At 66.1% G+C, this 22,158-nt stretch carries 28 protein-coding genes and 1 tRNA gene; 14 read left to right on the forward strand and 15 right to left on the reverse strand.

Translation table 11 applies throughout. The annotated features are described in order from the left end of the window. Nucleotides 1–144 precede the first annotated feature (144 nt). Genes AAIO73_RS10495 through AAIO73_RS10510 form a run of 4 tightly spaced genes read right to left on the reverse strand, consistent with a single transcriptional unit; the run spans nt 145 to nt 2,675 of the window. Entirely contained in the window at nt 145–1,143 is a 999-nt protein-coding gene (locus tag AAIO73_RS10495) for a nucleotidyltransferase domain-containing protein (protein WP_345877892.1), read from the reverse strand. After that, nucleotides 1,140–2,003 (reverse strand): HprK-related kinase A, encoded by an 864-nt coding sequence (locus AAIO73_RS10500; protein ID WP_345877894.1) that lies wholly within the window; start codon nt 2,001–2,003, stop codon nt 1,140–1,142. The genes AAIO73_RS10495 and AAIO73_RS10500 overlap by 4 nt, the downstream gene beginning before the upstream one ends. Continuing rightward, nucleotides 1,993–2,268 carry an HPr-rel-A system PqqD family peptide chaperone gene (locus AAIO73_RS10505; protein ID WP_345877896.1) on the reverse strand — a complete coding sequence of 92 codons (276 nt, stop codon included), beginning with the start codon at nt 2,266–2,268 and terminating at the stop codon, nt 1,993–1,995. The genes AAIO73_RS10500 and AAIO73_RS10505 overlap by 11 nt, the downstream gene beginning before the upstream one ends. A gap of 5 nt (nt 2,269–2,273) precedes the next feature. After that, on the reverse strand, nt 2,274–2,675 hold the full coding sequence (locus AAIO73_RS10510) for a hypothetical protein (RefSeq protein ID WP_345877897.1): 402 nt from the start codon (nt 2,673–2,675) through the stop codon (nt 2,274–2,276). Nucleotides 2,676–2,760: 85 nt separating this feature from the next. Between AAIO73_RS10510 and AAIO73_RS10515 the strand changes: the two genes are divergently transcribed. The 10 genes from AAIO73_RS10515 to AAIO73_RS10560 all read left to right on the forward strand — a co-directional run bounded on the left by AAIO73_RS10515 (nt 2,761) and on the right by AAIO73_RS10560 (nt 12,345). Next, complete coding sequence (locus tag AAIO73_RS10515; protein ID WP_345877898.1) at nt 2,761–3,963, forward strand: ATP-binding protein; 1,203 nt, start codon at nt 2,761–2,763, stop codon at nt 3,961–3,963. A gap of 67 nt (nt 3,964–4,030) precedes the next feature. After that, nucleotides 4,031–5,062: a substrate-binding domain-containing protein gene (locus tag AAIO73_RS10520; RefSeq protein ID WP_345877899.1), complete on the forward strand. Its 1,032-nt coding sequence runs from the start codon at nt 4,031–4,033 to the stop codon at nt 5,060–5,062. Next, on the forward strand, nt 5,062–6,444 hold the full coding sequence (pstC, locus tag AAIO73_RS10525; protein ID WP_345877901.1) for a phosphate ABC transporter permease subunit PstC: 1,383 nt from the start codon (nt 5,062–5,064) through the stop codon (nt 6,442–6,444). The genes AAIO73_RS10520 and pstC overlap by 1 nt, the downstream gene beginning before the upstream one ends. Nucleotides 6,445–6,526: 82 nt before the next feature. Further along, nucleotides 6,527–7,738, forward strand: coding sequence for a phosphate ABC transporter permease PstA (gene pstA, locus AAIO73_RS10530; protein ID WP_345878052.1), 1,212 nt, complete (start codon nt 6,527–6,529; stop codon nt 7,736–7,738). Then, nucleotides 7,738–8,520 carry a phosphate ABC transporter ATP-binding protein PstB gene (gene pstB / locus AAIO73_RS10535; RefSeq protein WP_242116844.1) on the forward strand — a complete coding sequence of 261 codons (783 nt, stop codon included), beginning with the start codon at nt 7,738–7,740 and terminating at the stop codon, nt 8,518–8,520. Before pstA ends, pstB begins: the two co-directional genes overlap by 1 nt. A 10-nt stretch (nt 8,521–8,530) precedes the next feature. Then, complete coding sequence (gene phoU, locus AAIO73_RS10540; protein WP_345877903.1) at nt 8,531–9,232, forward strand: phosphate signaling complex protein PhoU; 702 nt, start codon at nt 8,531–8,533, stop codon at nt 9,230–9,232. Nucleotides 9,233–9,234: 2 nt separating this feature from the next. Then, entirely contained in the window at nt 9,235–9,927 is a 693-nt protein-coding gene (phoB, locus tag AAIO73_RS10545) for a phosphate regulon transcriptional regulator PhoB (RefSeq protein ID WP_242116842.1), read from the forward strand. Between the two features lie 78 nt (nt 9,928–10,005). After that, nucleotides 10,006–10,413, forward strand: coding sequence for a hypothetical protein (locus AAIO73_RS10550; protein WP_345877905.1), 408 nt, complete (start codon nt 10,006–10,008; stop codon nt 10,411–10,413). A 176-nt stretch (nt 10,414–10,589) separates the two neighbouring features. Further along, nucleotides 10,590–11,243, forward strand: coding sequence for a glutathione S-transferase family protein (locus AAIO73_RS10555; protein ID WP_345877906.1), 654 nt, complete (start codon nt 10,590–10,592; stop codon nt 11,241–11,243). Between the two features lie 76 nt (nt 11,244–11,319). Further along, nucleotides 11,320–12,345: a hypothetical protein gene (locus AAIO73_RS10560; protein ID WP_345877907.1), complete on the forward strand. Its 1,026-nt coding sequence runs from the start codon at nt 11,320–11,322 to the stop codon at nt 12,343–12,345. 50 nt (nt 12,346–12,395) lie between these two features. Here the strand turns inward: AAIO73_RS10560 and AAIO73_RS10565 are convergent, their stop codons facing one another. Together AAIO73_RS10565 and epsC are read right to left on the reverse strand one after the other, a co-directional pair. Further along, the gene (locus tag AAIO73_RS10565) at nt 12,396–12,737 is read right to left on the reverse strand and encodes a DUF2794 domain-containing protein (protein WP_345877909.1); all 342 of its coding nucleotides are present in this window, start codon (nt 12,735–12,737) and stop codon (nt 12,396–12,398) included. Then, nucleotides 12,737–13,420, reverse strand: coding sequence for a serine O-acetyltransferase EpsC (gene epsC, locus AAIO73_RS10570; RefSeq protein ID WP_345877911.1), 684 nt, complete (start codon nt 13,418–13,420; stop codon nt 12,737–12,739). Before epsC ends, AAIO73_RS10565 begins: the two co-directional genes overlap by 1 nt. Before the next feature lie 151 nt (nt 13,421–13,571). On the opposite strand from epsC, the gene AAIO73_RS10575 reads away from it, so the two are divergent. Continuing rightward, nucleotides 13,572–14,333 carry a sulfite exporter TauE/SafE family protein gene (locus tag AAIO73_RS10575; RefSeq protein ID WP_242116836.1) on the forward strand — a complete coding sequence of 254 codons (762 nt, stop codon included), beginning with the start codon at nt 13,572–13,574 and terminating at the stop codon, nt 14,331–14,333. A 183-nt stretch (nt 14,334–14,516) separates the two neighbouring features. Here the strand turns inward: AAIO73_RS10575 and ahpD are convergent, their stop codons facing one another. Together ahpD and AAIO73_RS10585 are read right to left on the reverse strand one after the other, a co-directional pair. Further along, the gene (gene ahpD, locus AAIO73_RS10580; protein WP_345877913.1) at nt 14,517–15,038 is read right to left on the reverse strand and encodes an alkylhydroperoxidase, AhpD family; all 522 of its coding nucleotides are present in this window, start codon (nt 15,036–15,038) and stop codon (nt 14,517–14,519) included. A 107-nt stretch (nt 15,039–15,145) separates the two neighbouring features. Next, nucleotides 15,146–15,688, reverse strand: coding sequence for a peroxiredoxin (locus AAIO73_RS10585; RefSeq protein WP_345877914.1), 543 nt, complete (start codon nt 15,686–15,688; stop codon nt 15,146–15,148). Between the two features lie 128 nt (nt 15,689–15,816). Here AAIO73_RS10585 and AAIO73_RS10590 point away from each other — a divergent pair, with 128 nt between their 5' ends. Further along, entirely contained in the window at nt 15,817–16,716 is a 900-nt protein-coding gene (locus AAIO73_RS10590) for a hydrogen peroxide-inducible genes activator (RefSeq protein ID WP_345877915.1), read from the forward strand. A gap of 104 nt (nt 16,717–16,820) precedes the next feature. Continuing rightward, a complete protein-coding gene (locus AAIO73_RS10595) occupies nt 16,821–17,501 on the forward strand; it encodes a fasciclin domain-containing protein (RefSeq protein WP_345877917.1) in 681 nt (226 codons plus the stop codon). A gap of 229 nt (nt 17,502–17,730) precedes the next feature. Here the strand turns inward: AAIO73_RS10595 and AAIO73_RS10600 are convergent, their stop codons facing one another. The 3 genes from AAIO73_RS10600 to pgsA are packed head-to-tail and all read right to left on the reverse strand — an operon-like array spanning nt 17,731 to nt 18,988. Next, entirely contained in the window at nt 17,731–18,168 is a 438-nt protein-coding gene (locus AAIO73_RS10600) for a molybdenum cofactor biosynthesis protein MoaE (RefSeq protein ID WP_345877918.1), read from the reverse strand. Next, entirely contained in the window at nt 18,165–18,422 is a 258-nt protein-coding gene (moaD, locus tag AAIO73_RS10605) for a molybdopterin converting factor subunit 1 (protein ID WP_345877919.1), read from the reverse strand. The genes AAIO73_RS10600 and moaD overlap by 4 nt, the downstream gene beginning before the upstream one ends. Then, a complete protein-coding gene (gene pgsA, locus AAIO73_RS10610; protein WP_345877920.1) occupies nt 18,422–18,988 on the reverse strand; it encodes a CDP-diacylglycerol--glycerol-3-phosphate 3-phosphatidyltransferase in 567 nt (188 codons plus the stop codon). Before pgsA ends, moaD begins: the two co-directional genes overlap by 1 nt. Nucleotides 18,989–19,109: 121 nt before the next feature. Between pgsA and AAIO73_RS10615 the strand changes: the two genes are divergently transcribed. Further along, complete coding sequence (locus AAIO73_RS10615; RefSeq protein WP_345877922.1) at nt 19,110–20,414, forward strand: MFS transporter; 1,305 nt, start codon at nt 19,110–19,112, stop codon at nt 20,412–20,414. A 3-nt stretch (nt 20,415–20,417) separates the two neighbouring features. On the opposite strand, the gene AAIO73_RS10620 is transcribed toward AAIO73_RS10615, so the two are convergent. From AAIO73_RS10620 to AAIO73_RS10635, 4 genes are all read right to left on the reverse strand, one after another. Continuing rightward, a complete protein-coding gene (locus AAIO73_RS10620) occupies nt 20,418–20,573 on the reverse strand; it encodes a hypothetical protein (RefSeq protein WP_345877923.1) in 156 nt (51 codons plus the stop codon). An 85-nt stretch (nt 20,574–20,658) separates the two neighbouring features. Next, nucleotides 20,659–21,402 (reverse strand): Crp/Fnr family transcriptional regulator, encoded by a 744-nt coding sequence (locus AAIO73_RS10625; protein ID WP_345877924.1) that lies wholly within the window; start codon nt 21,400–21,402, stop codon nt 20,659–20,661. A gap of 177 nt (nt 21,403–21,579) precedes the next feature. Next, nucleotides 21,580–21,655, reverse strand: a tRNA-Ala gene (locus AAIO73_RS10630). Nucleotides 21,656–21,776: 121 nt separating this feature from the next. Beyond that, nucleotides 21,777–22,094 (reverse strand): FYDLN acid domain-containing protein, encoded by a 318-nt coding sequence (locus tag AAIO73_RS10635; RefSeq protein WP_242116827.1) that lies wholly within the window; start codon nt 22,092–22,094, stop codon nt 21,777–21,779. Between the last annotated feature and the right edge of the window lie 64 nt (nt 22,095–22,158).

A 22,158-nucleotide genomic window follows, 5' to 3' on the forward strand; every position in this document is an offset into this window, starting at 1 on the left:
TTCAGCCTGTCTGGCGCAGCCTTTTCTTTCCCGGCCCCCGATGATGAAGAGCTGCTTTCGCAGCGAGCGCTACCTCTCAGCGTCCTTTGCGCCTTTGCGTGAAAATAAAACCTTCTTCCTTCCAACGCCTTCGCGTGAACCAACCTACTTCTTCCGAAACTTCGTCCACAAATGCCTTGCCAGCATGGCAGGCGGCATCCGCAGCCAGTGCGAGCGGACATAGAAGCCGAACTCGGTCCTCTTGTGCCGCAACCGCCCCCAGCCGTCGCGCGCCAGTAGCCGCCGCGCGAACAGCGCGTCCGACGCGACCGGCGCGAACCCGTCGACCGGCGTCCCAAAAACCCGCTTCGCCAGCCGCAGCGCCCGCGCCGTCGCTTGCGTCAGCTCATGCAGCGCAGCCCGCGCCATCAGTCGTTCGACGAAATCGTCATCGTCGAACTCGCGGACCAGCCGGTCGATATCCCACAGGTTGCGCAAGCCACCCTGCAAATCGCCATCGGCGAACAGATGCGCGGCGGCATGGATCAACATATCCTCGCGCGACAAGACCGACAGCCCGTTGCCGAGCGGCATCGCGTCCGCGATCAGCGCCGCCGCATCGGGCGTCGGTCGCGCGGTCGGGGGCAGGATCGTGTGGTGGACGTCGATCATCCGGTCCCGTGTCCGGTGGATCAGCGGCGGCAGCTCGTGCATCCACCGGCGATAATAGGCGTCGTCATAGGGGTCGGGCTTCACCCATTCCCACCCCGCCGCCAGCAACGACGCCTCGACCGCATCGAGGGCATCGCGCGGCACGAGAATGTCGAGGTCGCCGATCGACCGCCCGCGCCCCGCATCCAACCCGGCGGCAACGAACGCGGTCCCCTTCAACAGCACCACCGGCACGCCGAGCGGCGCGAGCGCGCGACGCGCCATCTCCGCTTCCCACAGCGCCGCCACCCGCCCCTGTTCGGCCGACGCCCGCGCATCGGCCATGATCCGCGCGGCGGCGGGCGGGATCGGCAGCCCGTCCAACCGTGCCGCCAGCGACCCGATCAACTGCTCCGCCCGCGCTGCCGCGATCAGGGCATTCCATGCGTCTGACGTCAGCACCGTCGCCCGGGCCGGATCGGTCAGCACCGAAGCGACCAGCGCCCCGCTCATGCAAGTTCACGCCACAGCCGCTCGACCAGCGCGATGCCGCTATCGGTATCGGCATAGTCGATCGCCCGCACCGGCACGTCCTGCACCAGCCGCCCGAGCGCCTCGAAGCCACGCTCGCCCAGCGCGACATAATTGGTCGATGCCTGGGTCAGCCGCACGAACGTCTCCGCCGCGCCGACCGCCCGCACCGCCTCCGCCGGCCCGAAGGTCGGGAACAGCAGCAGCGCCGGCACCGCCGGTCGATCCATCGCGGCGATCGCGGTCGCATCGGGGACCAGATGCCGGATATCCCCCTTGGGCGTGCCCGCCAGCAACGGCCCGAACCGCGCCTGCCCTGCGGCGCGTTGCAGGACCGCGATGCTCTCATTCTTCAGGCTGACGAGCCGCGGAAACGCATGGACCAGCCCGCTTGCCGGATCGACCAGCGCGAACTCGTCGCCCATCAGCCGCCAGCCGCGCGTCATCAACAATGCCGCCAGCGTCGACTTGCCCGCCCCCGACACCCCGCTCAGCAACAATGCCCGCCCGTCGCGTTCGACGACGGAGGCATGGAGCAACAGATACCGCCGCTGCGCCAGCGCCATCTGCAGGTTCATGCCCATTTCCGCCGCCAGCAACCCCTGTGCCAACGGCAGGGGCAGCGCATCGGGCAACATATAGTCGCCGCCGATCGTCACCGCCGGCCGGACGAAACGCCGCCACGGCCGCGCCGCGAACAGGCGGACGTTGAAATCGACGATGCCGTCCTCCGGCAGCGGATAGTCGCGATACAGGTCGCCCAGCGCCGCGATCGGCGCACGCCATTCGCTGCCGATGCGGAACCCGACCGGGCCGATCCGCAGCGTCCGGCTAAACCGCATCGCGCGTCACCAGCCCGATCGCCGCCAGTTCGTCGAGCCGCGCGGTCAGCGCCGCCAGATCGCTGTCGGGCAGCACGTATCGCTCGGCCAGCGCCGCCAGCAATTCCCCGGGCGTCAGCGGATCGCCCAACAGCGCCAGCATTTCCGGCACCGGCGGCGCGACCACATGCGTCTGCCCCGATGCGCGATGATAGATCGCGGTCAGCGGATCGAGCGGCAGTATCAGGACATGGCCCGGCGGCGGCGCGCGATAGCGTGCGCCCATGCGCGTCAGCCGCGCGGCATCTGCAACGATGCGAAGCAGGTGAAACCGCTGGTCCCGTTCTGCAACCGCTGGACATATTTCATGTACGCGCGGGTGGTGTCGCCGTCGGCACCGGGCAGGTTCGCGCCGTTCATCGCACGCTTCACCTCTTCGCCGGTGAACGGACGGTTGGCGCCCGGAAATGCGCCCGGCGTGCCCGGCGCGACGACGCTGCCATCGGCATCGATCATCTGCCCCCGCCGGGCATTGTCAGGCACCGGGATCTCGCAGGTCATCACCGACGCCTGGGTCTGCGCCAGCGCCGGCCGGATCGATACGACCGCCGACGTCCCCGCCGCGCCGATCAGCAGCGTGCGCCGCGTGGTCGCGGCACCGGGCGTGACGGGGGGATGCGGATCATCGGCCATCGGCGCATCTTTCCGAACCTGCGCGATTACGCAATCGTAAAGACGGACGCTGGCTTACGGCGGCACTTGCGCCTAATCGGGGCCGATGGACGAATTCGGCCCCCGCCTGCCCCTCGCCCTCGCCGTTGCGGTCGGCGTCGCCCTGCTGGCCTTTCTGCTGGGCGCGGGCATCAATGCGAGTGCGGTCGTGCTGGTTGGTGCAGTCGCGGCGGTGCTGGTCGCCGGGCTGCACGGCCCCGATCGCAGCAGCGGCGAATCGCCCAACACCGCCCGCCAGCACGGGGCCGCCGCGACCCAGGCGGCGATCGACGCGATCGACGAACCGATCCTCGTCATCGCCGCCGGCCATGTCGATGCCGCCAATCCGGCGGCGCGCGCGCTGCTGGGCCAGCATATCGTCGGCGGCGACGTCCGCCTTGCCATTCGCCACCCCGCCGCCGCCGAACGGCTGTTCGGCAATAGCGACGACCCGGAGCCGGTCGGGCTGGTCGGACTGGGTTCGCGCGACCAGAGTTGGGAAATGCGGGTACGCCCACTCGGCGGCGAACGGCGGCTCGTCCATCTAGGCGACCGGACCGGCAACCGCGCGACGGAGCGGATGCGCGTCGATTTCGTCGCCAATGCCAGTCACGAACTGCGCACCCCGCTCGCCTCGCTGCTCGGCTTCATCGAAACGCTGCGCGACGAAGCGGGCGAGGATCCGGGCGTGCGCGAACGTTTCCTGAAGGTCATGAACGACGAAGCGCGGCGGATGCAGCGGCTGATCGACGACCTGATTTCCTTGAGCCGGATCGAGGCGGAGAAATATCGGCCGCCCGACCAGTCGGTCGACCTGTCGGCGATGCTGCGCGCCGTCCGCGACGAACTGAGTGCGACCAATCCCATGCGTTGCGCCGACCTGTCGCTGCTGGTCGAACCGGCGGTGACAGTGATCGGCGACCGCGCGCAATTGTCGCAGCTGCTGCACAACGTCATCGGCAATGCCATGAAATATGGTCGCGCCGGCACGCCGGTCGAAATCCGGCTGACGCCCCGCGATACCATGGCCGAACTGGTCGTACGCGATCATGGCGAGGGGGTGGCGATCGATCATCTGCCACGCCTGACCGAAAGATTTTATCGTGTCGATTCGGGACGCAGCCGGGCGCTGGGCGGCACCGGCCTCGGCCTCGCCATCGTCAAGCACATCGTCGAACGCCATCGCGGGCGGCTGGATATCGCCAGTGTCGTCGGCGACGGCACGACGGTCAGCGTGTTGTTGCCCCTTCACGCTGTCATGAAGCCGTAACGCCATGGTAACAGAGCACGGCGGAGCGTCGCGAATGACCGTATACGCATCTGGAAACCGGAACCGCATGACCCGTCGGATCGCGTCCGCCTTGACCCTCGTGCTCGCGCTGTCGGCGTGCGAACCGCAGACGTCGCGCGACCATATCCGCGTCGTCGGGTCGTCGACGGTCTATCCCTTCACCACCGCCGTTGCCGAGATGCTGGTCAACGCCAATCCCGATCTGCGCGCGCCGCTGGTCGAATCGACCGGCACCGGCGCGGGCGCGGCACTGTTCTGTGCTGGCGTGGGACCGCAGCATCCCGACATTCTCGACGCATCGCGCCGGTTGAAGAAGTCGGAGTACGCCACCTGCCTGTCGCACGGCGTGAAGGACATCATGGAGGTGCAGGTCGGCGTCGACGGCGTCGCGCTGGCCGAATCGAACAACGGCCCGAAGCTGCAATTGAGCAAGCGCGACGTCTATATGGCGCTTTCCGCCAACCCGCTGGGCAAGCCCAACACGGCGCGAATGTGGAACCAGATCGACCCCAGACTGCCCGCCATTCCCATCCAATTCTTCGGACCGCCCGCGACCAGCGGCACGCGCGACGCTCTCGTCGAACTCATCATGGTCCCCGCCTGCGAAGCCGCCTTTCCGGAAGCAAAGGCGCTGAAGGAAAGCGACAAGGATCGCTACGAGGATATCTGCACCCGCATTCGCGAGGATGCCGGCTATGTCGACAAGGGCGAGAACGACAATCTGATCGTGCAGAACCTGTCGACCAATCCCAATGCGATCGGCATCTTCGGCTATTCCTATCTCGAGGAAAACAAGTCGCGGCTGCACGGCGTGCCGATCGACGGCATCGCGCCCAGCTATGACAGCATCGCCGACGGCACCTATCCCGGCGCACGCCCGCTGTTCATCTATGTGAAGAAAGCGCACATCAAACCCGTGCCCGGCATGAACGACTTCCTCGCCATGTATGCAAAGTCATGGGACCCGGGCGGCCCGCTGACCCGGCGGGGCATGATCGCCGCACCGGCGGCGGTCCGTGCCGAATCGACGGCGGAGATCGCCAGCCAGACCGCGATGAACCCGGCGGAGTTGCACTGATGCACGGCGTCACGCTGATCCTGCTGGTGCTGGGCTTTGGCGGCATCGGCTGGATGGTTGCGCGCGCCCGCGCCGCGCGCTTCGCCAAGCCCGCGACCGCTGCCGGTCGTCCCAATTCGCTGCCCGGCCAGCATGGCTGGCACATGGCGATCTGGATCGCCGCGCCCGCACTTCTGTTCCTCGGCATCTGGAGCGCGGTGTCGCCGGCACTGGTCCGCGACGCGGTGCTGTCGACCCCGGCCGCCACCGGCCTGCCCGGTCCCGGCTTCGAACGCTCGGCAATATTGGCGGAGGCGCGTTCGCTGGCGCTCGGCAACGCCTATGGCGCGTTCAATGAACAGGCGGAGGTGCTGGCCCCCGCCTATGCCGCCGCACAGAGCCGCTATGACTGGATCGGTACCACGCTTGCCATCCTGCTCGCCTTTGCCGGCGGTGCCTTTGCCTTCACCCGCATCCGCCCCGATTATCGTGCGCGCACGCAGGTCGAACGCGCGGTGATGCTGGCGCTGCTGGTCGCCTCGCTGATCGCGATCCTGACCACGCTCGGCATCTTCCTGTCGCTGGTGATCGAAAGCTGGCGCTTCTTCCGCATCGTGCCGGTCACCGATTTCCTGTTCGGCACCAACTGGAGCCCGCAGGTCATCCGCTCGAACGATCCGGGTGCGACGCTGGGCGCGGTACCGCTGTTCTGGGGCACCTTCTTCATCGGCGCGGTGATCGCGATGATCGTCGCCATCCCGTTCGGGCTGATGAGCGCGGTCTATCTGACGCAATATGCCAAGCCCGGCGTGCGCAAATGGATGAAGCCGATCCTCGAGATTCTCGCGGGCGTCCCGACGGTGGTCTATGGCTATTTCGCCGCGCTGACCGTGGGGCCGGCGATCCGCGATCTCGCCGTCATGCTCGGCATGCCCTTCGCCAGTTCGGAAAGCGCGCTCGCCGCCGGGCTGGTGATGGGGGTGATGATCATCCCGTTCGTGTCGTCGATGGCCGATGATTCGATCGCGGCGGTGCCGCAGTCGATGCGCGACGGCAGCCTCGCCATGGGCGCCACCACCAGCGAGACGATCGGCAAGGTGCTGCTCCCCGCCGCCCTGCCCGGCGTCGTCGCGGGCGTATTGCTCGCCGTCAGCCGCGCGATCGGCGAGACGATGATCGTCGTCATGGCGGCATCGGGCGCGGCATCGATCACGCTGAATCCGTTCGAGAGCGCGACGACGGTCACCAAGCAGATCGTCGACCTGCTGACCGGCGAGGCGGAATTCGACAGCCCGAAGACGCTCGCCGCCTTCGCGCTCGGCCTGACGCTGTTCGCGATCACCTTCCTTCTCAACGTCGTCGCGCTGCGCGTCGTGAAACGCTACCGGGAAGCTTATGAATAGTCCCAGCCTCGTCGCCGGATCGCCCGCCGTCGAGCGCGCCGCGACCCCCGAGCGCGTGCCCACCGACTGGAAAACGGGGGCGATGCAGAAGCGCATCCGCCGCCGCTATGCCGCCGAACGCCGCTTCCGCTTCTTCGGCCTCGCCGCGGTGGTCCTGTCGGCGGGCTTCCTCGCCTTCCTGCTGGTCACCATGTTGATGAGCGGGATCGGCGGGTTCCAGCGGACCATGGTCTCGCTGCCGATCGATTTCCCCGCCGCCGGACTGGAGGTCGATCGCGCACAGTTGAAGACGCGTGGAGCCGATCTGGCGTTGGCCGGCGCGGGCCTCGAAAACACCGTCAACGGCGCAGCCGCCGCGGCGTTCGGCGAGGACAACCGCGTCATCTCCGACAGCGCATGGCTGACCGTCCGCGACGCGATCAAGGCCGACCCGTCGATCCTGTCGCGCAAGGTCAGCATCCCCGTCCCCGCCGCGCCGGGAATCGAGGAAGCCACCAAGGCCGATGGCGAGGCTGCGGACGAAGCGATCGTCACCCGGCTGGAAAAGGCAGGCACGATCTCGACCGGGTTCAACACCGACTTCTTCAAATCGGCCGATTCGACCGATCCGACCGCGGTCGGCATCTGGGGCGCGCTGAAAGGCTCACTGATGACGATGCTGGTGACGCTGCTGATCGCCTTCCCGGTCGGCACGCTGTCGGCGCTGTATCTCGAGGAATATGCTCCGCGAAACCGCTGGACCGACCTGATCGAGGTATCGATCAACAACCTCGCCGCAGTGCCCTCGATCATCTTCGGCCTGCTGGGGCTGGCCGTATTCCTCGGCACGCTCAACCTGCCGCGCTCCGCCCCGATCGTCGGCGGCCTGACCCTGGCGCTGATGATCATGCCGGTCATCGTCATCGCCGGGCGCAACGCGATCAAGGCGGTACCGCCCTCGATCCGTGACGCCGCGCTCGGCATCGGCGCGTCGAAGGTGCAGGTTGTGTTCCACCACGTCCTACCACTGGCGCTGCCCGGCATACTCACGGGCACGATCATCGGCATGGCCCGCGCGCTGGGTGAGACCGCGCCGCTGCTGATGATCGGCATGCGCGCCTTCATCAGCCAGCCGCCACAGGGTTTTGCCGATCCCGCGACAGTCCTCCCGGTGCAGATCTTCCTGTGGTCCGACCAGGTCAGCCGCGGCTTCATCGAAAAGACCAGCGCCGCGATCCTCGTGCTGCTGGCGTTCCTCCTCGCGATGAACGCACTCGCCATCTATCTCCGCAATCGCTTCGAGACCCGCTGGTAATGACCGACACCAATCTCTCCAACGCCGTCCCGAAGCTGTCCGCGCGCGGCGTGGACGTGTTCTATGGCCAGAAACAGGCGATCAAGGACGTGTCGATCGACATCGCCATGGAGCATGTCACCGCGTTCATCGGCCCGTCGGGCTGCGGCAAGTCGACCTTCCTGCGCACGATGAACCGGATGAACGACACCGTGTCGTCGGCCCGCGTGACCGGCGACATCCGCCTCGATGGCGAGGATATCTACTCCCCCGCCATGGACGTGGTGCAGCTGCGCGCCCGCGTCGGCATGGTGTTCCAGAAACCGAACCCCTTCCCCAAATCGATCTACGAGAACGTGGCATACGGCCCGCGCATCCACGGCCTCGCCGCGTCGAAGGGGGAGATGGACGGTATCGTCGAACGTTCGCTGACCCGTGCCGGGCTGTGGAACGAGGTCAAGGACCGCCTGACCGACAGCGGCACCGCGCTGTCGGGCGGTCAACAGCAGCGGCTATGCATTGCCCGAGCCATTGCCGTCGACCCCGAAGTCATCCTGATGGACGAACCCTGTTCGGCGCTCGACCCGATCGCCACCGCCAAGATCGAGGAACTGATCCACGAACTGCGCGGCCGCTACGCCATCGCCATCGTCACCCACAACATGCAGCAGGCCGCGCGCGTGTCGCAGCGTACCGCCTTCTTCCACCTCGGCACACTGGTCGAATATGGCCGCACGTCGGACATCTTTACCAACCCCCGCCAGGAGCGCACAAAAGACTATATCACGGGGCGTTATGGTTGAGGGAGGCGAGATGACGACGGGCCACGAACATACCGTCAAGGCGTTCGATCGCGACATCGGGCACTTGCGCGCGCTGATCTCGCAAATGGGCGGCCTTGCCGAACAGGCGATCAGCGACGCAATGCTGGCGCTGACCCGCAACGATCCGGCGCTTGCCAAACAGGTCCGCGCGCAGGACAAGGCGATCGACGCGATCGAGGCGGAGGTCGAGAAGCTGACCGTCCGCGTCATCGCGCTGCGCGCACCGATGGCCGACGATCTGCGTGAGGTCGTGGCGGCGCTGAAGATCGCCGCCGTCATCGAACGCATCGGCGACTATGCCAAGAACATCGCCAAGCGCGTGTCGTCGATCCATGGCGAGACGCACGACCCGCGCATCGAACCGCTCAGCATCCTGCCGGCGATGGCGCAGCTCGCCGCCGACATGGTCCATGACGTGCTCGACGCCTTTTCGGCGCGCGATGCGCAGGCAGCGGTCGAAATCTGCAAGCGCGACAATGCGCTCGACGATTACTACAACAGCATCTTCCGCGTGCTGGTGACCTATATGGTCGAAAATCCCAAGACGATCAGCCAGGTCGCGCACCTGTTGTTCGTCGCCAAGAATCTCGAACGCATCGGCGACCATGCGACCAACGTCGCCGAAATGGTCTATTTCGCCGCCACCGGTCAGACGATGGCGGAGCGTGAAACTACGGAATTCGCAGGATAATCATGACCAAGGCACGGATGTTGCTGCTGGAAGACGATGCGGCGCTCGCCGAGCTCATCGCCTTTCATTTCCAGCGCGAGGATTTCGAGGTCGTCCGCACGCACGAGGGCGAAGAAGCGCTGCTCCTCGCGCGAGAGGCGACGCCCGACATCGTCCTGCTCGACTGGATGGTCGAAGGGCTGTCGGGGATCGAGGTGTGCCGCCAGTTGCGTCGCCAGGCCGAGACGCAGAACGTCCCGATCATCATGCTGACTGCGCGTGGCGAGGAAGAAGACCGCGTCCGCGGCCTCGAGACCGGTGCCGACGATTATGTCACCAAGCCGTTCAGCCCCCGGGAGCTCGTCGCGCGGGTCAACGCCGTGCTCCGCCGCGTACGCCCGGCACTGGCGGGCGAGGCGCTGACCTATGCCGATATTGAGATGGACACGGTCGGCCACCGCGTGCGGCGTGGCGGCGACGTCGTACCGCTCGGCCCCACCGAATTCCGTCTTCTCAAGCACTTCCTCGAACATCCCGGCTGGGTATTTTCACGCGAACGTCTGCTCGATGCGGTGTGGGGCCATGATTCGGACATCGAATCGCGCACCGTCGACGTGCATATCCGGCGACTGCGCAAGGCGATCAATGTCGGCGATCGGCCCGATATCATCCGTACCGTGCGTTCGGCGGGCTATGCACTCGACGCGACCGGCTGAAGACTGAACCGGAAACCTTTTCGACTTGGCTCGTTTGGTCCGCAGCCTAAACGAAACAAGTCGAAAAGGAATCTTCCGATGAAGACTGTCGCTTTCATGGCCGCTATGCTGATCGGTAGTGCCGCCGTCGCCCAGACGACCCCGCCGACCACGCCGCCCGCCGATTCGACGATGCAGGCGGGCACGCCCGCTGCACCAACCCCACCCGCCGACAACATGACGCCGCCGCCCGCCCCGATGGCGCCGGACGCGAACGCACCGGCCGACCCGAACGCGCCGCCGCCGCCTGCGCCGATGGCGGCCGATCCGAACGCGCCGATGGCCCCGCCCGCCCCGCCGGCACCGATGGCCGGCGCGCCGATGGCAGGTTCGCCGCAGATCACCTTCGCCCCGCCGCAGGTGACCCCGCCCCCGCCCGCGCCGCAAAGCTATCCGGTCTGCACGCGGACGCTGAAGGACGGCTGCCGCAACCCCGGCGGCAAGTAAGCCCGGCGGCCAACCGGCTTGATCGAGCGCCCTGCCTCCCCGGCAGGGCGCTTTTTTTGTCGCGCCTAACGCACTTCGACACACGGTTCGCCAGAACGTGCGGGCAGCGTCACCGTCATCTTCCCTGCCTGGCGCAAGAACGCTACGATCGATGCCGCCTGAAACGGGGAAACGCGATGCCGACGTCCTTGCGACTATTTTACAGCAACGGGGCATGCTCGCTCGCGCCGCATATTGCGCTTGAGGAAACCGGCATTCCCTTCGAACCGGTTCGTGTCGACATGGCGTCGGGGCAGCAACGATCGCCGGAATTTCTGCGCATCAATCCCAAGGGGCGGGTGCCCGTGCTCGCCGTCGACGACTGGGTGCTGACCGAAAACCCGGCGATCCTCCAGTTCATTGCCCGATCGCATCCCGACAGCGGATTGTGGCCCGAAGCGCTGCCCGATCAGGCACGCGTCGCCGAATGGTTGGCGTGGATCGCGTCGACGGTCCATGTCGCCTACGCCCATGTCCGCCGCGCGGAACGCTATGCCGACAGCGAACCGGCGCTGGCAGAGGTTCGCGCCAAGGGTCTGCTGACCTGCCGCGACCTGTGGCGGGCGGTCGATGCGCGGCTCGGCGAAGGTCCTTGGGCGATCGGCGAGCGTTATTCGGTCGCCGATGCCTATCTGCTGGTCTTCTGGATCTGGGGACGCGGACCAGTCCTGCAATTCGACATGGCCAGCGACGTCCCGCATTGGACCGCCCACGCCCTGCGCATGGCGGAACGTCCCGCCGTCCAGCGCGCATTCCGCCGCGAAGGGCTGACGCTGCCCGGCGCCCACTAATCGATCTGCCCGCCCTTGTGTATTGCAACGGCAATACACTCGTGTCATACTCGACCAATACAGGGAGGTTATTGGCATGTATAGCGAGAGCGATCTGAACGGGGCGGTGGAGGCCGGGGTCCTGTCCCCCGATGCCGCCGAAGCCCTTCGCGCCCATATCGCGCAGCAACGCGCGACGCCGGTGGTGGACGAGGAACATTTCCGCCTGCTGACCGGGTTCAACGACATCTTCGTCTCGGTCGCGCTCGCCCTGCTGCTGGTATCGCTCGCCTGGATCGGGGGCACCATCCTGACGCCGCTGGGAGGGCTTGGCGTTGCGGGCGCCGCGTGGTTCCTCGCCGAGTATTTTACGGCGCGCCGTCGCATGGCGCTGCCCAGCATCCTCCTGCTGCTCGCGTTCGTCGGCGGCGTCGCCGCTACGCTGTTCGGGATCGTCGTTGAACTCGATCCGCAGAATGTGCCCGATCGCACCACGGCGATGATCTTTGCTGGCATCGGCCTCGTTGCAGCGGGTGCGGCCTGGGCGCATTGGCGGCGGTTCATGGTGCCGATCACCGTCGCCGCAGGGGCGGCGGCGCTGGTCGCGACCGTAGCGTCGCTGATCGTCGCGGCGTTCCCGGCACTAAAGGATAATTTCTATCCGATCACCCTGCTCGGCGGCGTCGGCGTGTTCGTTGCGGCGATGCGCTGGGACATGAGCGACCGCGATCGCCGTACCCGGCGTAGCGACGTCGCCTTCTGGCTGCACCTCGTCGCCGCACCGCTGATCGCACACTCGCTGTTCCAGCTGCTCGGCGTGTTCGGACCCAGCGTCACGCTGCCGATGGCGGCGGTGGTGATCGCGCTCTACATCCTGTTCGGCATCGTCGCGCTGGCCGTCGACCGCCGCGCGCTGCTGGTCTCCAGCCTCGCCTATGTCCTCTACGCGCTCTTCGCGCTGTTCGAGAAAGCGGGCGCAGTCGAACTGTCGGCAGCGTTCACCGCCTTCGTCATCGGATCGGCGCTGCTGACCTTGTCGGTATTCTGGCAACCGATGCGCCGTACGGTGGTTGGAGTGCTCGGCGGCCTGGGCCAACGCCTGCCGCCGGTGGCGATGGCCTGAAACATTCCTTGAGCAGCGACCTCACGGCCCCGGGCGACCGGGGCCGTCTTTTATTCCTCGACCAGCTTCATCAGCCGCCGTTCGACCGGGGCCAGCACCGGACCCAGTTCATGCCCACGCTTCACTACCGCACCGGCTTCGCCGACCAAGGCCCACATGCCCTGTTTGTTGCGTAAGGACGGCCGCTTCTCGATCCGGAACTCGGGCCGTTCGGTCGCGCGGCGGAACGCGCTGAATACCGCCGCGTCGCGCCCCAGATCGATCGCATAGTCGCGCCAGTGCCCCGCCGCGACCATCCGGCCGTACAAGTCGAGGATACGAGTCAGTTCGGCGCGTTCGAACCCGACCTGTCCGGGCTGGCGCGATGCCGGAAAGGGCGTGACGACTCCCATCAGGCCCGGTCGCGATGGTCCTGTTGCTCGGCCAGCACTTCGTCCAGCCGCTTGCGAAGCGTCTCCAGCTCGCAACGCAGCAGTTCGATACGCTGCGTCTGCGGATCAAAGATGTCGCGGCAAGGGGTGCCATAGGGGACGAAGCGCGGATCGCCCGCCTGCCCGCCCTCGACCACGGTCGGACGCGCCGGGATGCCGACGACCGTCGTGCCCTCGGGCACGTCCTTCGTCACGACTGCATTGGCGCCGACGCGCGCGCGCCGCCCGATGGTGATCGGTCCCAGCACCTGCGCACCCGACCCGATGATCGCGCCGTCGCTGATCGTCGGGTGACGCTTGCCGGCGATGCCGTTGTCGGGACTGGTCCCGCCCAGCGTGACATTCTGGTAAATGGTGACGCCGTCACCGATCTCCGCCGTTTCGCCGATCACGACGAAGCCATGGTCGATGAAGAAATGCCGCCCGATCGTCGCACCCGGATGGATGTCGATCGCGGTCATGAAGCGCGAAAGATGGTTGACGACCCGCGCCGCGAAATACCATTCGCCGCGGAACAGCCGGTGTGCGACCTTGTGCAGCGCGACCGCCCAGACCCCGGGATAGGTCAGGATTTCCGCGCGCGACCGCGGCGCGGGGTCGCGCGCCTTGATCGAATCCAGATAGCGCACGAGCCGCGCGAACATGGGCAATCCCCTTAACCGATGCCTGCATGTAGGCACCTTGCCGCCCGCCGCCAAGCCATGCTGTAGGCGTAACAAAGCCCATGTATCTTGTAGGCATTGTCGTTTGCCGTCATCACTGTCCGCCGCTTGAGCCGATATCGAAGGAAATTGGATGTTCGAGAATATCGACTGGGCGCGTCTGGCCGAATTCATTGCCGCCGGATTCGCTGCCCAGATCGTCGATGGCGCGCTCGGCATGGCGTTCGGAGTGATTTCGTCGACGCTGCTGGTCAGCGTATTGGGCGTGCCGCCCGCGACCGCCTCGGCCAGTGTCCATGTCGTGGAATGTTTCACGACGGGCGTGTCGGGGATCAGCCATGCGCTGCACAAGAATGTGAACTGGAAACTGTTCGGGCGGCTGGTACTGCCCGGCATCGCCGGCGGGGTGACCGGCGCCTATCTGCTGTCGTCGCTCGATGCGTCGGTCACGCGGCCGTTCGTGATGACCTATCTGGCCGGGATCGGCATCTATCTGTTGTGGCGCGGCCTGCGGAAGCCGCCCGAGCCGAAGGAGCCGAAGATCATCGCCCCGTTGGGACTGGTCGGCGGCTTCCTCGATGCGGCGGGCGGCGGCGGCTGGGGCCCGGTCGTGACCTCAAACCTGCTGGTGCAGGGCGCCACGCCGCGCACGACGATCGGCACGGTCAATACCGCCGAATTCTTCCTGACGGTCAGCATCTCGCTGACCTTCCTGCTCAACCTCGGCCTGGAGGCGTTCACGACCGCCGTGGTCGGGCTGCTGATCGGCGGGATCGCCGCCGCACCATTCGGGGCGATGTTCGCCAAACACATCCCGGCGCGTACGCTGCTGATCCTCGTCGGCATCGTGCTGACGGTCACCAGCCTGTACAGCGTGTACCGGTCGCTGTCGTAAGAACGTCAAAAAATTGGTTCACGCGAAGGCGCGAAGACGCGGAGGAGGCTAGCTCGAGGAAACCGATCGCGTAGCGATCTGCCGTTCCACGGGTTGACGCAGGTCTGACAGTCCCGCTGACGCGGGACGACAGCGGGCCGAAGCCCCTTTGCGTCTCCGCGCCTTCGCGTGAGACAAATCTTGTTACGCCACCGCCGCGTGGACGGTAGCCACCGCCGCCAGCACCGCGCCGATGCGCACCGCGCCCTGGATCACCTCGGCCTTCACGCCGTGCTTCTTCAGCACGTCCTCATGCGCGTCGATGCACATGCCGCAGCCGTTCATCGCCGACACCGCAAGGCTGAACAGTTCGAAATCGACCTTATCGATCCCCGGCGCGGCGATGACGTTCATCCGCAGCTTGGCGGGCAGATTGCCATATTCCTTGTTCTTGGCGAGGTGGACGAACCGGTAATAGACGTTGTTCATCGCCATCACCGCCGCCGCCGCGCGCGCCGCATTCGCCGCTTCGGGCGACAGCTTGTCGGCGACTTCCGCCTCGGCCGCATCGACCAGCGGTTTGTGGCCGGTGGCGTGTGCGCAGGCCAGCATCGTCCCGAACTTCTTCTGCGGATCGAGCACCGTCTCGTTCAACAGCGAGCCGACGTTCAGGCGGATATCCTTGGCGAAATCGGGCAGCGCGCCCGCAAATTCCTTGAGCGACATGGGGTATCTCCGTCAGATACACGACACCCCAGCCGATCGGGCGAAAGGCCCGGTCTGCGCTGGGGTGCCGAGAGAAAGGGAGCGGACCGCGGCCCGCTCCCGAAAGATCAGGCTGCGACCTGCAGGACGTCGTCGCCCTTGTTCCAGTTGCACGGGCACAGTTCGTCGGTCTGCAGCGCGTCGAGCACGCGCAGCGTTTCCGCCGGGTTGCGACCGACGTTCAGACCATTGACCTGCACCGCCTGGATGACGTTGTCCGGATCGATGATGAAGGTCGCACGGAACGCGACATGCTCGTTCTTGTCGAGGATGCCGAGCTTGCTTGCCAGCACCGCGCCATTGTCGGCGATCCACGGGAAGTCTGCGGCGGCCAGGTCCGGGTCCGACTTGCGCCATGCGAGGTGGACGTGTGCGGTGTCGGTCGACGCGCCGATCAGCACGGCGTCGCGATCGGCGAAATCGTCCTTTAGTTCGCTATAGCCGACGATCTCGGTCGGGCAGACGAAGGTGAAGTCCTTCGGCCAGTAGAACAACACCTTCCACTTGCCCGGGAACGCGTCGTGGCTCAGCGTCTCGCCGGCGGGCAGCGCGCTGGTGCCCTGCTGGACGGGAACGGTGAATTCGGGGAGCTTGTCGCCAACGGTCAGCATGAGATGCCCTTTCTTTTGGTGCGTTGCCGCACCGTGAATTGCTGCATCGCGATATAGGGTACGATCCGGACCGATCCAATCGGAATTCCCCTTGGGAATGATCGGTGCAATCGATAAGTAACGCGGTCATGTCGGTGTACCTGCCTACGCTCAAGCAACTTCAATATCTTGTCGCGCTTCGCGACGCGGGCCATTTCGGCCGCGCCGCCGAGGCATCGTTCGTGACACAATCGACGCTGTCCGCCGGCATTCGCGAACTCGAAACATTAATCGGCGTGGTGCTGGTCGAACGGACGCGCCGAGTCGTCCGCTTCACCCCGCTCGGCGAAAGCATCGTGACCAAGGCGCGCAAGGTGCTGCGCGAGGCCGAGGAACTGACCGACATGGCGCGCGCCGCCGGCCGGCCGCTGTCGGGCGAAATGCGGATGAGCGTCATCCCGACCATCGCGCCGTTCCTCCTCCCGCGCCTGCTGCCCCGCCTGCGCCGCGACTATCCCGACCTGAAGCTGTTCCTGCGCGAGGAGCCGAGCGCGGCGGCGTGCGAGGGTCTGCATCATGGCCGCACCGACTGCGTGCTGCTGGCACTTCCCTATGGCTGTGGCGAGGTCGAGGTCGCGCCGCTGTTCGAGGATCGGTTGCTGCTGGCGGTGCCGGGAAACGACATCGGCGACACCGCGCCACTGGTCGCCGACGATATCGATCCCGAACGGCTATTGCTGTTGGAGGACGGCCATTGCCTGAAGGACCATGCCCTGCGCGCCTGTGAGCAACCCGAACTGCGCGGACAGGCGATGATGATGGGCACGTCGCTGCACACCATCGTCCAGATGGTCGACAACGGCCTCGGCACCACCATGTTGCCGCAAATGGCGATCGATGCCGGCATTCTCGACAATACCGGCGTCACCGCCCGCCCGATCGAATCGCAAAATGCCCAGCGCCGGATCGCGCTGGTGTGGCGCCGCGCATCGCCGCGCGAACGCGATTTCCGCCTGCTGGCCGAGGTACTGGCGGCCGAGCGCGGCTGATCCAAATCAGTCCGGCGGGAACCGTTTTCGCCGCTGAACCGTATTTCCGGGGTCGGTGTGCGACGCACCGCATATCCAATTTTCGCAACCACCGGAGAAAACCGATGATTCGCGCCACGCTTTCCACCGCCGCGCTCGCCCTGTCGCTGGCCGGCACCGCTTATGCCCAGACCCCGCCGGCGCAACCGGCCGCGACCGCCACGACCGGCGCTCGGACTGGCACGACCGCGACCGCGACCACCCCGGTCGGCACGGTCCAGACCGGCGTACAGGCCAATACCAACGCCACCGCGACCGCGCCGGTCATGGTCGGCGGCGCGCCGATGCTGCCGACCGCGACGATCGTCGCCAATGCGTCGAAGGCGGGCAATCTGACTACGCTGGTCAAGGCGGTACAGGCCGCCGACCTGACCGCGACGCTGTCGGGTCCGGGTCCGTTCACCGTCTTCGCACCCACCAACGAAGCATTCGGTCGCCTCGCCCCCGGCACGCTCGACACGCTGCTCAAGCCCGAGCAGAAGCCGTCGCTGACCAAGGTGCTGACCTACCACGTCGTCCCCGGCAAGCTCGATTCGGCCGCGCTCAAGGCCCAGATCGAAGCGAGCGGTGGCACCGCGACGCTGACCACGGTCGAAGGTCAGCCGATCAAGGCTACGCTGGAAAACGGCGCGCTGGTGCTGACCGATGTCGGCGGCGGCAAGAGCTATGTCACGCAATATGACGTCGAACAGTCGAACGGCGTAGTCCATGTCGTCAACGGCGTGCTGGCGCCGAAGCTCGGCTAATTCGTTTTCGAGGAACGAACGAGCCGGACGGGAGTGATCCCGTCCGGCTTTGGCTTGAGACGTGATTCAAGTCTTTACCGTTTGCTTCGAGCAGCTTCGAGCGAAGTCGAGAAGCGTTCGTCGGGAACGCCCCACCCCGAACGCGACGCTACAAGACACCCCGGCGGAACCCCTTCCGTGCCAACTGGAGGCCGCTCCCGCCAAAGCCTTTATCGAAGCACTGCCCCCTTCACCCCCAGCGCGCCGCCGCCGCATCGTCGCTTTCCCGCGACTCGACCCAGCGGGCATCGCCGCCGCGCCGCTCGCGCTTCCAGAACGGCGCGCCGGTCTTCAAACGGTCGATCAGAAACGCACAGGCCTCCAGCGCCGCTCCACGATGCCGGGCGGTCGTGGCGACGAACACCACCCGGTCGCCCGGCACCATCGGCCCGACCCGGTGAACGACCACCGCCTTCGCCAAGGCCCAACGTGCTACGGCTTCCGCGCACAGCGCCTCCAGCGCGCGTTCGGTGGCGCCGGGATAATGTTCGAGTGCCAATTCGGTCACGCCATCATCACCGCGCACCAGCCCGGTGAAGGTCGCCACCGCCCCGGCATCCTCCGCCTCGGCCAGCGCGAACTCTGCCGCAAGGTCGATCGGCGCCTCCTGTACGACTACGCGGATCATCCGCCAGTCACCGGCGGAAAGAGCGCGATCTCGCGGGCGCCGGCAATCGCGGTGTCGAGCGGCACGAACGCCTGGTCGACCGCGGCGCGCAATCGCTCGCGCTGTTCGAACGCCGTCGCATAGCCGCCGCCGCGCAGGGCGAGCCAGTCGACCAATTCGGCGACCGTCGTGACGTCGGCAGGCGGATCGACCCGCTCGCTGCCCTGCCCGATCGCTTCGCGCACCCACGCGAAATAGAGGATCTCGATCGCCATCAACTGTCCATGTGCTTCAAACCGACCCGCAAATAATCCCAGCCGGTGATCGCGGTCAGCACCGCCGCTCCCCACAGGCATATCAGCCCGGTAATGTGTACGAAGGGATAGGCCGGGACCGCGCCGGCGAGGATCAGCGCGCCGAACGCGACCAGTTGCAGCGTCGTCTTCCACTTGGCCAGCTTCGACACCGGCAGCGATACCTGGATGCCGGCAAGGAACTCGCGCAGCCCCGACACCGCGATCTCGCGCAGCAGGATGATGAGTGCGGCGATCAGGTGGATACCGGTGATGATCGCCACGTCGTGCCGGGTACCGACCAGCATCAGGATGACGGCCGCGACCATGATCTTGTCGGCGATCGGGTCGAGGAACACGCCGAGCTTCGACACCGTCCCCTGCGCACGTGCCAGGTAACCATCGAAATAATCGGTGATCCCCATCAGGCAGTAGAGGGCGAAGGCGATCGCATAGCCTGCCTCCCACATCGGCCACCACAGGAACGCGACCAGCAGCGGCACCGCCAGAATACGCGACAAGGTCAGAATATTGGGAAGCGTCAACACGGGCGCGGTCTAGCACCGCGGCGCCCCCCGGCGAAAGCGGCAATCGGCGATTGAAGCGGGCGGCTTGGCTCGGCTACACCCCCGCAACACCCTGCGGGGACATAATTAGGTCTTTGTTCGAATGATAAATGCGCTGGGGTTGCTCAAGCAGCGCCGTTTCCTGCCGCTGTTCGTCACCCAGTTCCTGGGCGCGTTCAACGACAATCTGTTCAAGCACGCGATGGTGCTGTTCGCGACCTACCAGCTGTTCAAGGACCCGGCGAGCGAACAGAATTTCAACGCGTTGGCCACCGGCCTCGCCATCCTGCCCTTCGTGCTGCTCTCCGCGCTGTCGGGCCAGCTCGCCGATACGCATGACAAGGCGCGGATCATCCGCATCGTCAAGACCGCCGAGATCGGCATCATGCTGTACGGCGCGGCGGGGATGCTGATCGCGCGCACCGGGTACGTCACGACCGGGGTGGTGATGATGCTGAGCGCCGTCGTGATGCTCGGCGTCCATTCGACCTTTTTCGGGCCGATCAAATACGCGATCCTGCCGCAGCATCTGGAGGATCATCAGGTGCTGGGCGGCACCGGCCTGATCGAGGCGGCGACCTATCTGTCGGTGCTGACCGGCACGATCGTCGCGGGGTGGATCAGCGTCGAATGGGCCGCCGGGCTGGTGGTGGTCGTCGCGCTGATCGGCTGGGTCACCGGCCGGTTCGTGCCGCCGGCCCCGCGGAGCGGCCCCGAACTGACCATCAACTTCAACCCGCTGACCTCGTCATGGCATCTGATTGCGGCGACGATGCATATCCGCCGCCTGTTCCTCGCCATCCTGTCGATCAGCTTCTTCTGGACGATCGGGTCGGTGCTGATCGTCATCTTCCCGGTGCTGGTGAAGAACATCCTGACCGCCGACCAGCAGGTCGCGTCGCTGACCATCGCGATCTTCTCGATCGGGGTCGCGATCGGATCGGTCATCATCAACGCGCTGCTCAAGGGCCAGATTTCGGCGCGCTATTCGCCCGCGTCGGTGATCGCCATGGCGGTGTGCGTACTCGCTTTCGCGTTCGAGGCGCGCAACTGGGTGCCCGCGCCCGACGACGGCCTGTACGGCGTCATCGATTTCGTGACCCATCCGCAATCGCTGCTGCTGCTCGCCACGCTGGCGCTGATCGCGATCTTCGGCGGCATGTTCGTCGTGCCGCTCTATGCCTTCCTGACCACCACAGTGACCAAGGACCAGACCGCGCGGACGGTCGCGGCGAACAATGTGGTCAACTGCGCGTCGATGACGGTCGGCGCGATCAGCGTGATCCTGCTGACCAAGGCCGGCCTCGGCCCGACCGACATGCTGCTGATCGTCGCGGGCATGTGCCTGATCTCGGCATGGCTCGCCGCTCGCCTGAACAAGGCGTGCCGCGACGGCTGCCCGGCATAGGCGTCAGAGCAGGAACGTGTAGAAGCAGACGAAGAACGCCGTGAAGCTGACTGCGAACAGCTTCAGGTCGCTGTCGTCGCTCGACAGCGGCACGCGCGCCAGCTTGGGCAGGCTGGCGCGGAAGGGATGACGGCGTGGGGCGATGGGCTGCGGTTTCATGATCACCGCTCTTAACGATTCGTCTACGATTTCGCCCAACGTCAATCGCGTCCCGCCGGTCCGAAAGCGGGACGTCCGGTACAGGCTACACCGCCATCGGCACCGTGCGGTCGAGATGCAGATAGCTGGGGGTGAACGACGCCAACTGACACAGCCGGTCGAGGTCGAGGATCGTCAGCGACCGCCCCGCCCATTCGATCAGCCGGTCGCGACGCAGCTCCTGCACCATCCGGTTGACATGCACCGGCGTCAGCCCGGTCGCCTCGGCCAGATCGGCCTGGGTCAGCGGGAATTCGCAGGTCGGCCCCGCACAGCGCCCGACCAGCCGCAGCCGGAAATATACCTCGCAGAACAGCAGGGCGATCCGTTCGCGCGCCGATCGCAGCCCCAGGCTGGCGATCCATTCGCGATGCGTGCCGAACGCGACATGATCGTTCCACCACAGCGCCTGTGCGATGCCGACCCGCGCCTCGGCCAGCGCCGACAATGCGTCGGGCGACACCTCCGCCACCGTCATCGCCGTGATCGCGCCGATCGCATGGTCCATCCGTGCCACGACTTGCGGGTTCGTATCGAACAGGTCGCCCGGCAGCAGCAACGACAGCAACTGCCGCCGTCCATCGGACATCTGCCGATACCGACAGCCCCAGCCGTCGAGCACGAAATGCACGAATCGCGGCGCTTCGCCTTCCGACACAATGTCGCGGCGCGGCGCGACGCTGCGCTGACGCTGATCGAGCAATTCGTCGATCAGGACGCGGTCGGCGGCGTGTAATCCGGAATATGCGAACAGTCGCGAACGATACCGCAGCGCTTGGTCCCCTGTCATAGGGTTTTCAGCTAGCGGCTGTTGCTGCTCCGTTCGCTATACTGGTTTAATCGCGAAACATTCTCGACCGTTTTGCAACATATTTGCAGCGTTGGCGACGGTACACCGCATAACGTGTGCAAAACCGCGGTGCGCGAACAACAAAAAACCCCGCATCGCTGCGGGGTCGTTTGGAAATGGTGGAGCCGAGGGGGATCGAACCCCTGACCTCTGCAATGCCATTGCAGCGCTCTCCCAGCTGAGCTACGGCCCCGTCCATTTTGCGCAGGGCCGCTGCTGGTCGGCGGCCTTGCTTCCCCTTGCGGGGAGGAGCGCCCTCTATGCGGAGGGCGCCGGTTTGGCAAGCGCCTTTTGCGCCCGCCGCCCCAAAAAAATCAGCGCTCGGCGTCGCTGTCCTCGTCAGACGTGTCGACGCCCAGATCGTCGTCGCCACCCAGATCGACATCGTCGTCGGCCGACGGCTCGTCGTCGCCCTCGATGTCCAGATCGTCGCCCAGATCGGCGTCCTTGGCGCCTTCCTTCTCGACCTTCACCTGTTCGAACGGCAGCGGCTGCTTCGACTTCAGGATCGGTTCGGGCGTCCAGTGCACGCCACAATTGATGCAGGTCACCGGGTCTTCATTGCCCAGATCATAGAAGCGCGTCGCGCATTTCGGACAGGTACGCTTCGTACCCCATTCCGGCTTCACCATGTGTAGCCAAACCTTTCGGTGTCGTGGAAGAACAGGGCACATGCCCCGGATGGGCCGCGCCTTG

It is taken from the genome of Sphingomonas epibiotica, from assembly GCF_039615155.1.
In the GTDB taxonomy this organism is placed as follows: domain Bacteria; phylum Pseudomonadota; class Alphaproteobacteria; order Sphingomonadales; family Sphingomonadaceae; genus Sphingomonas.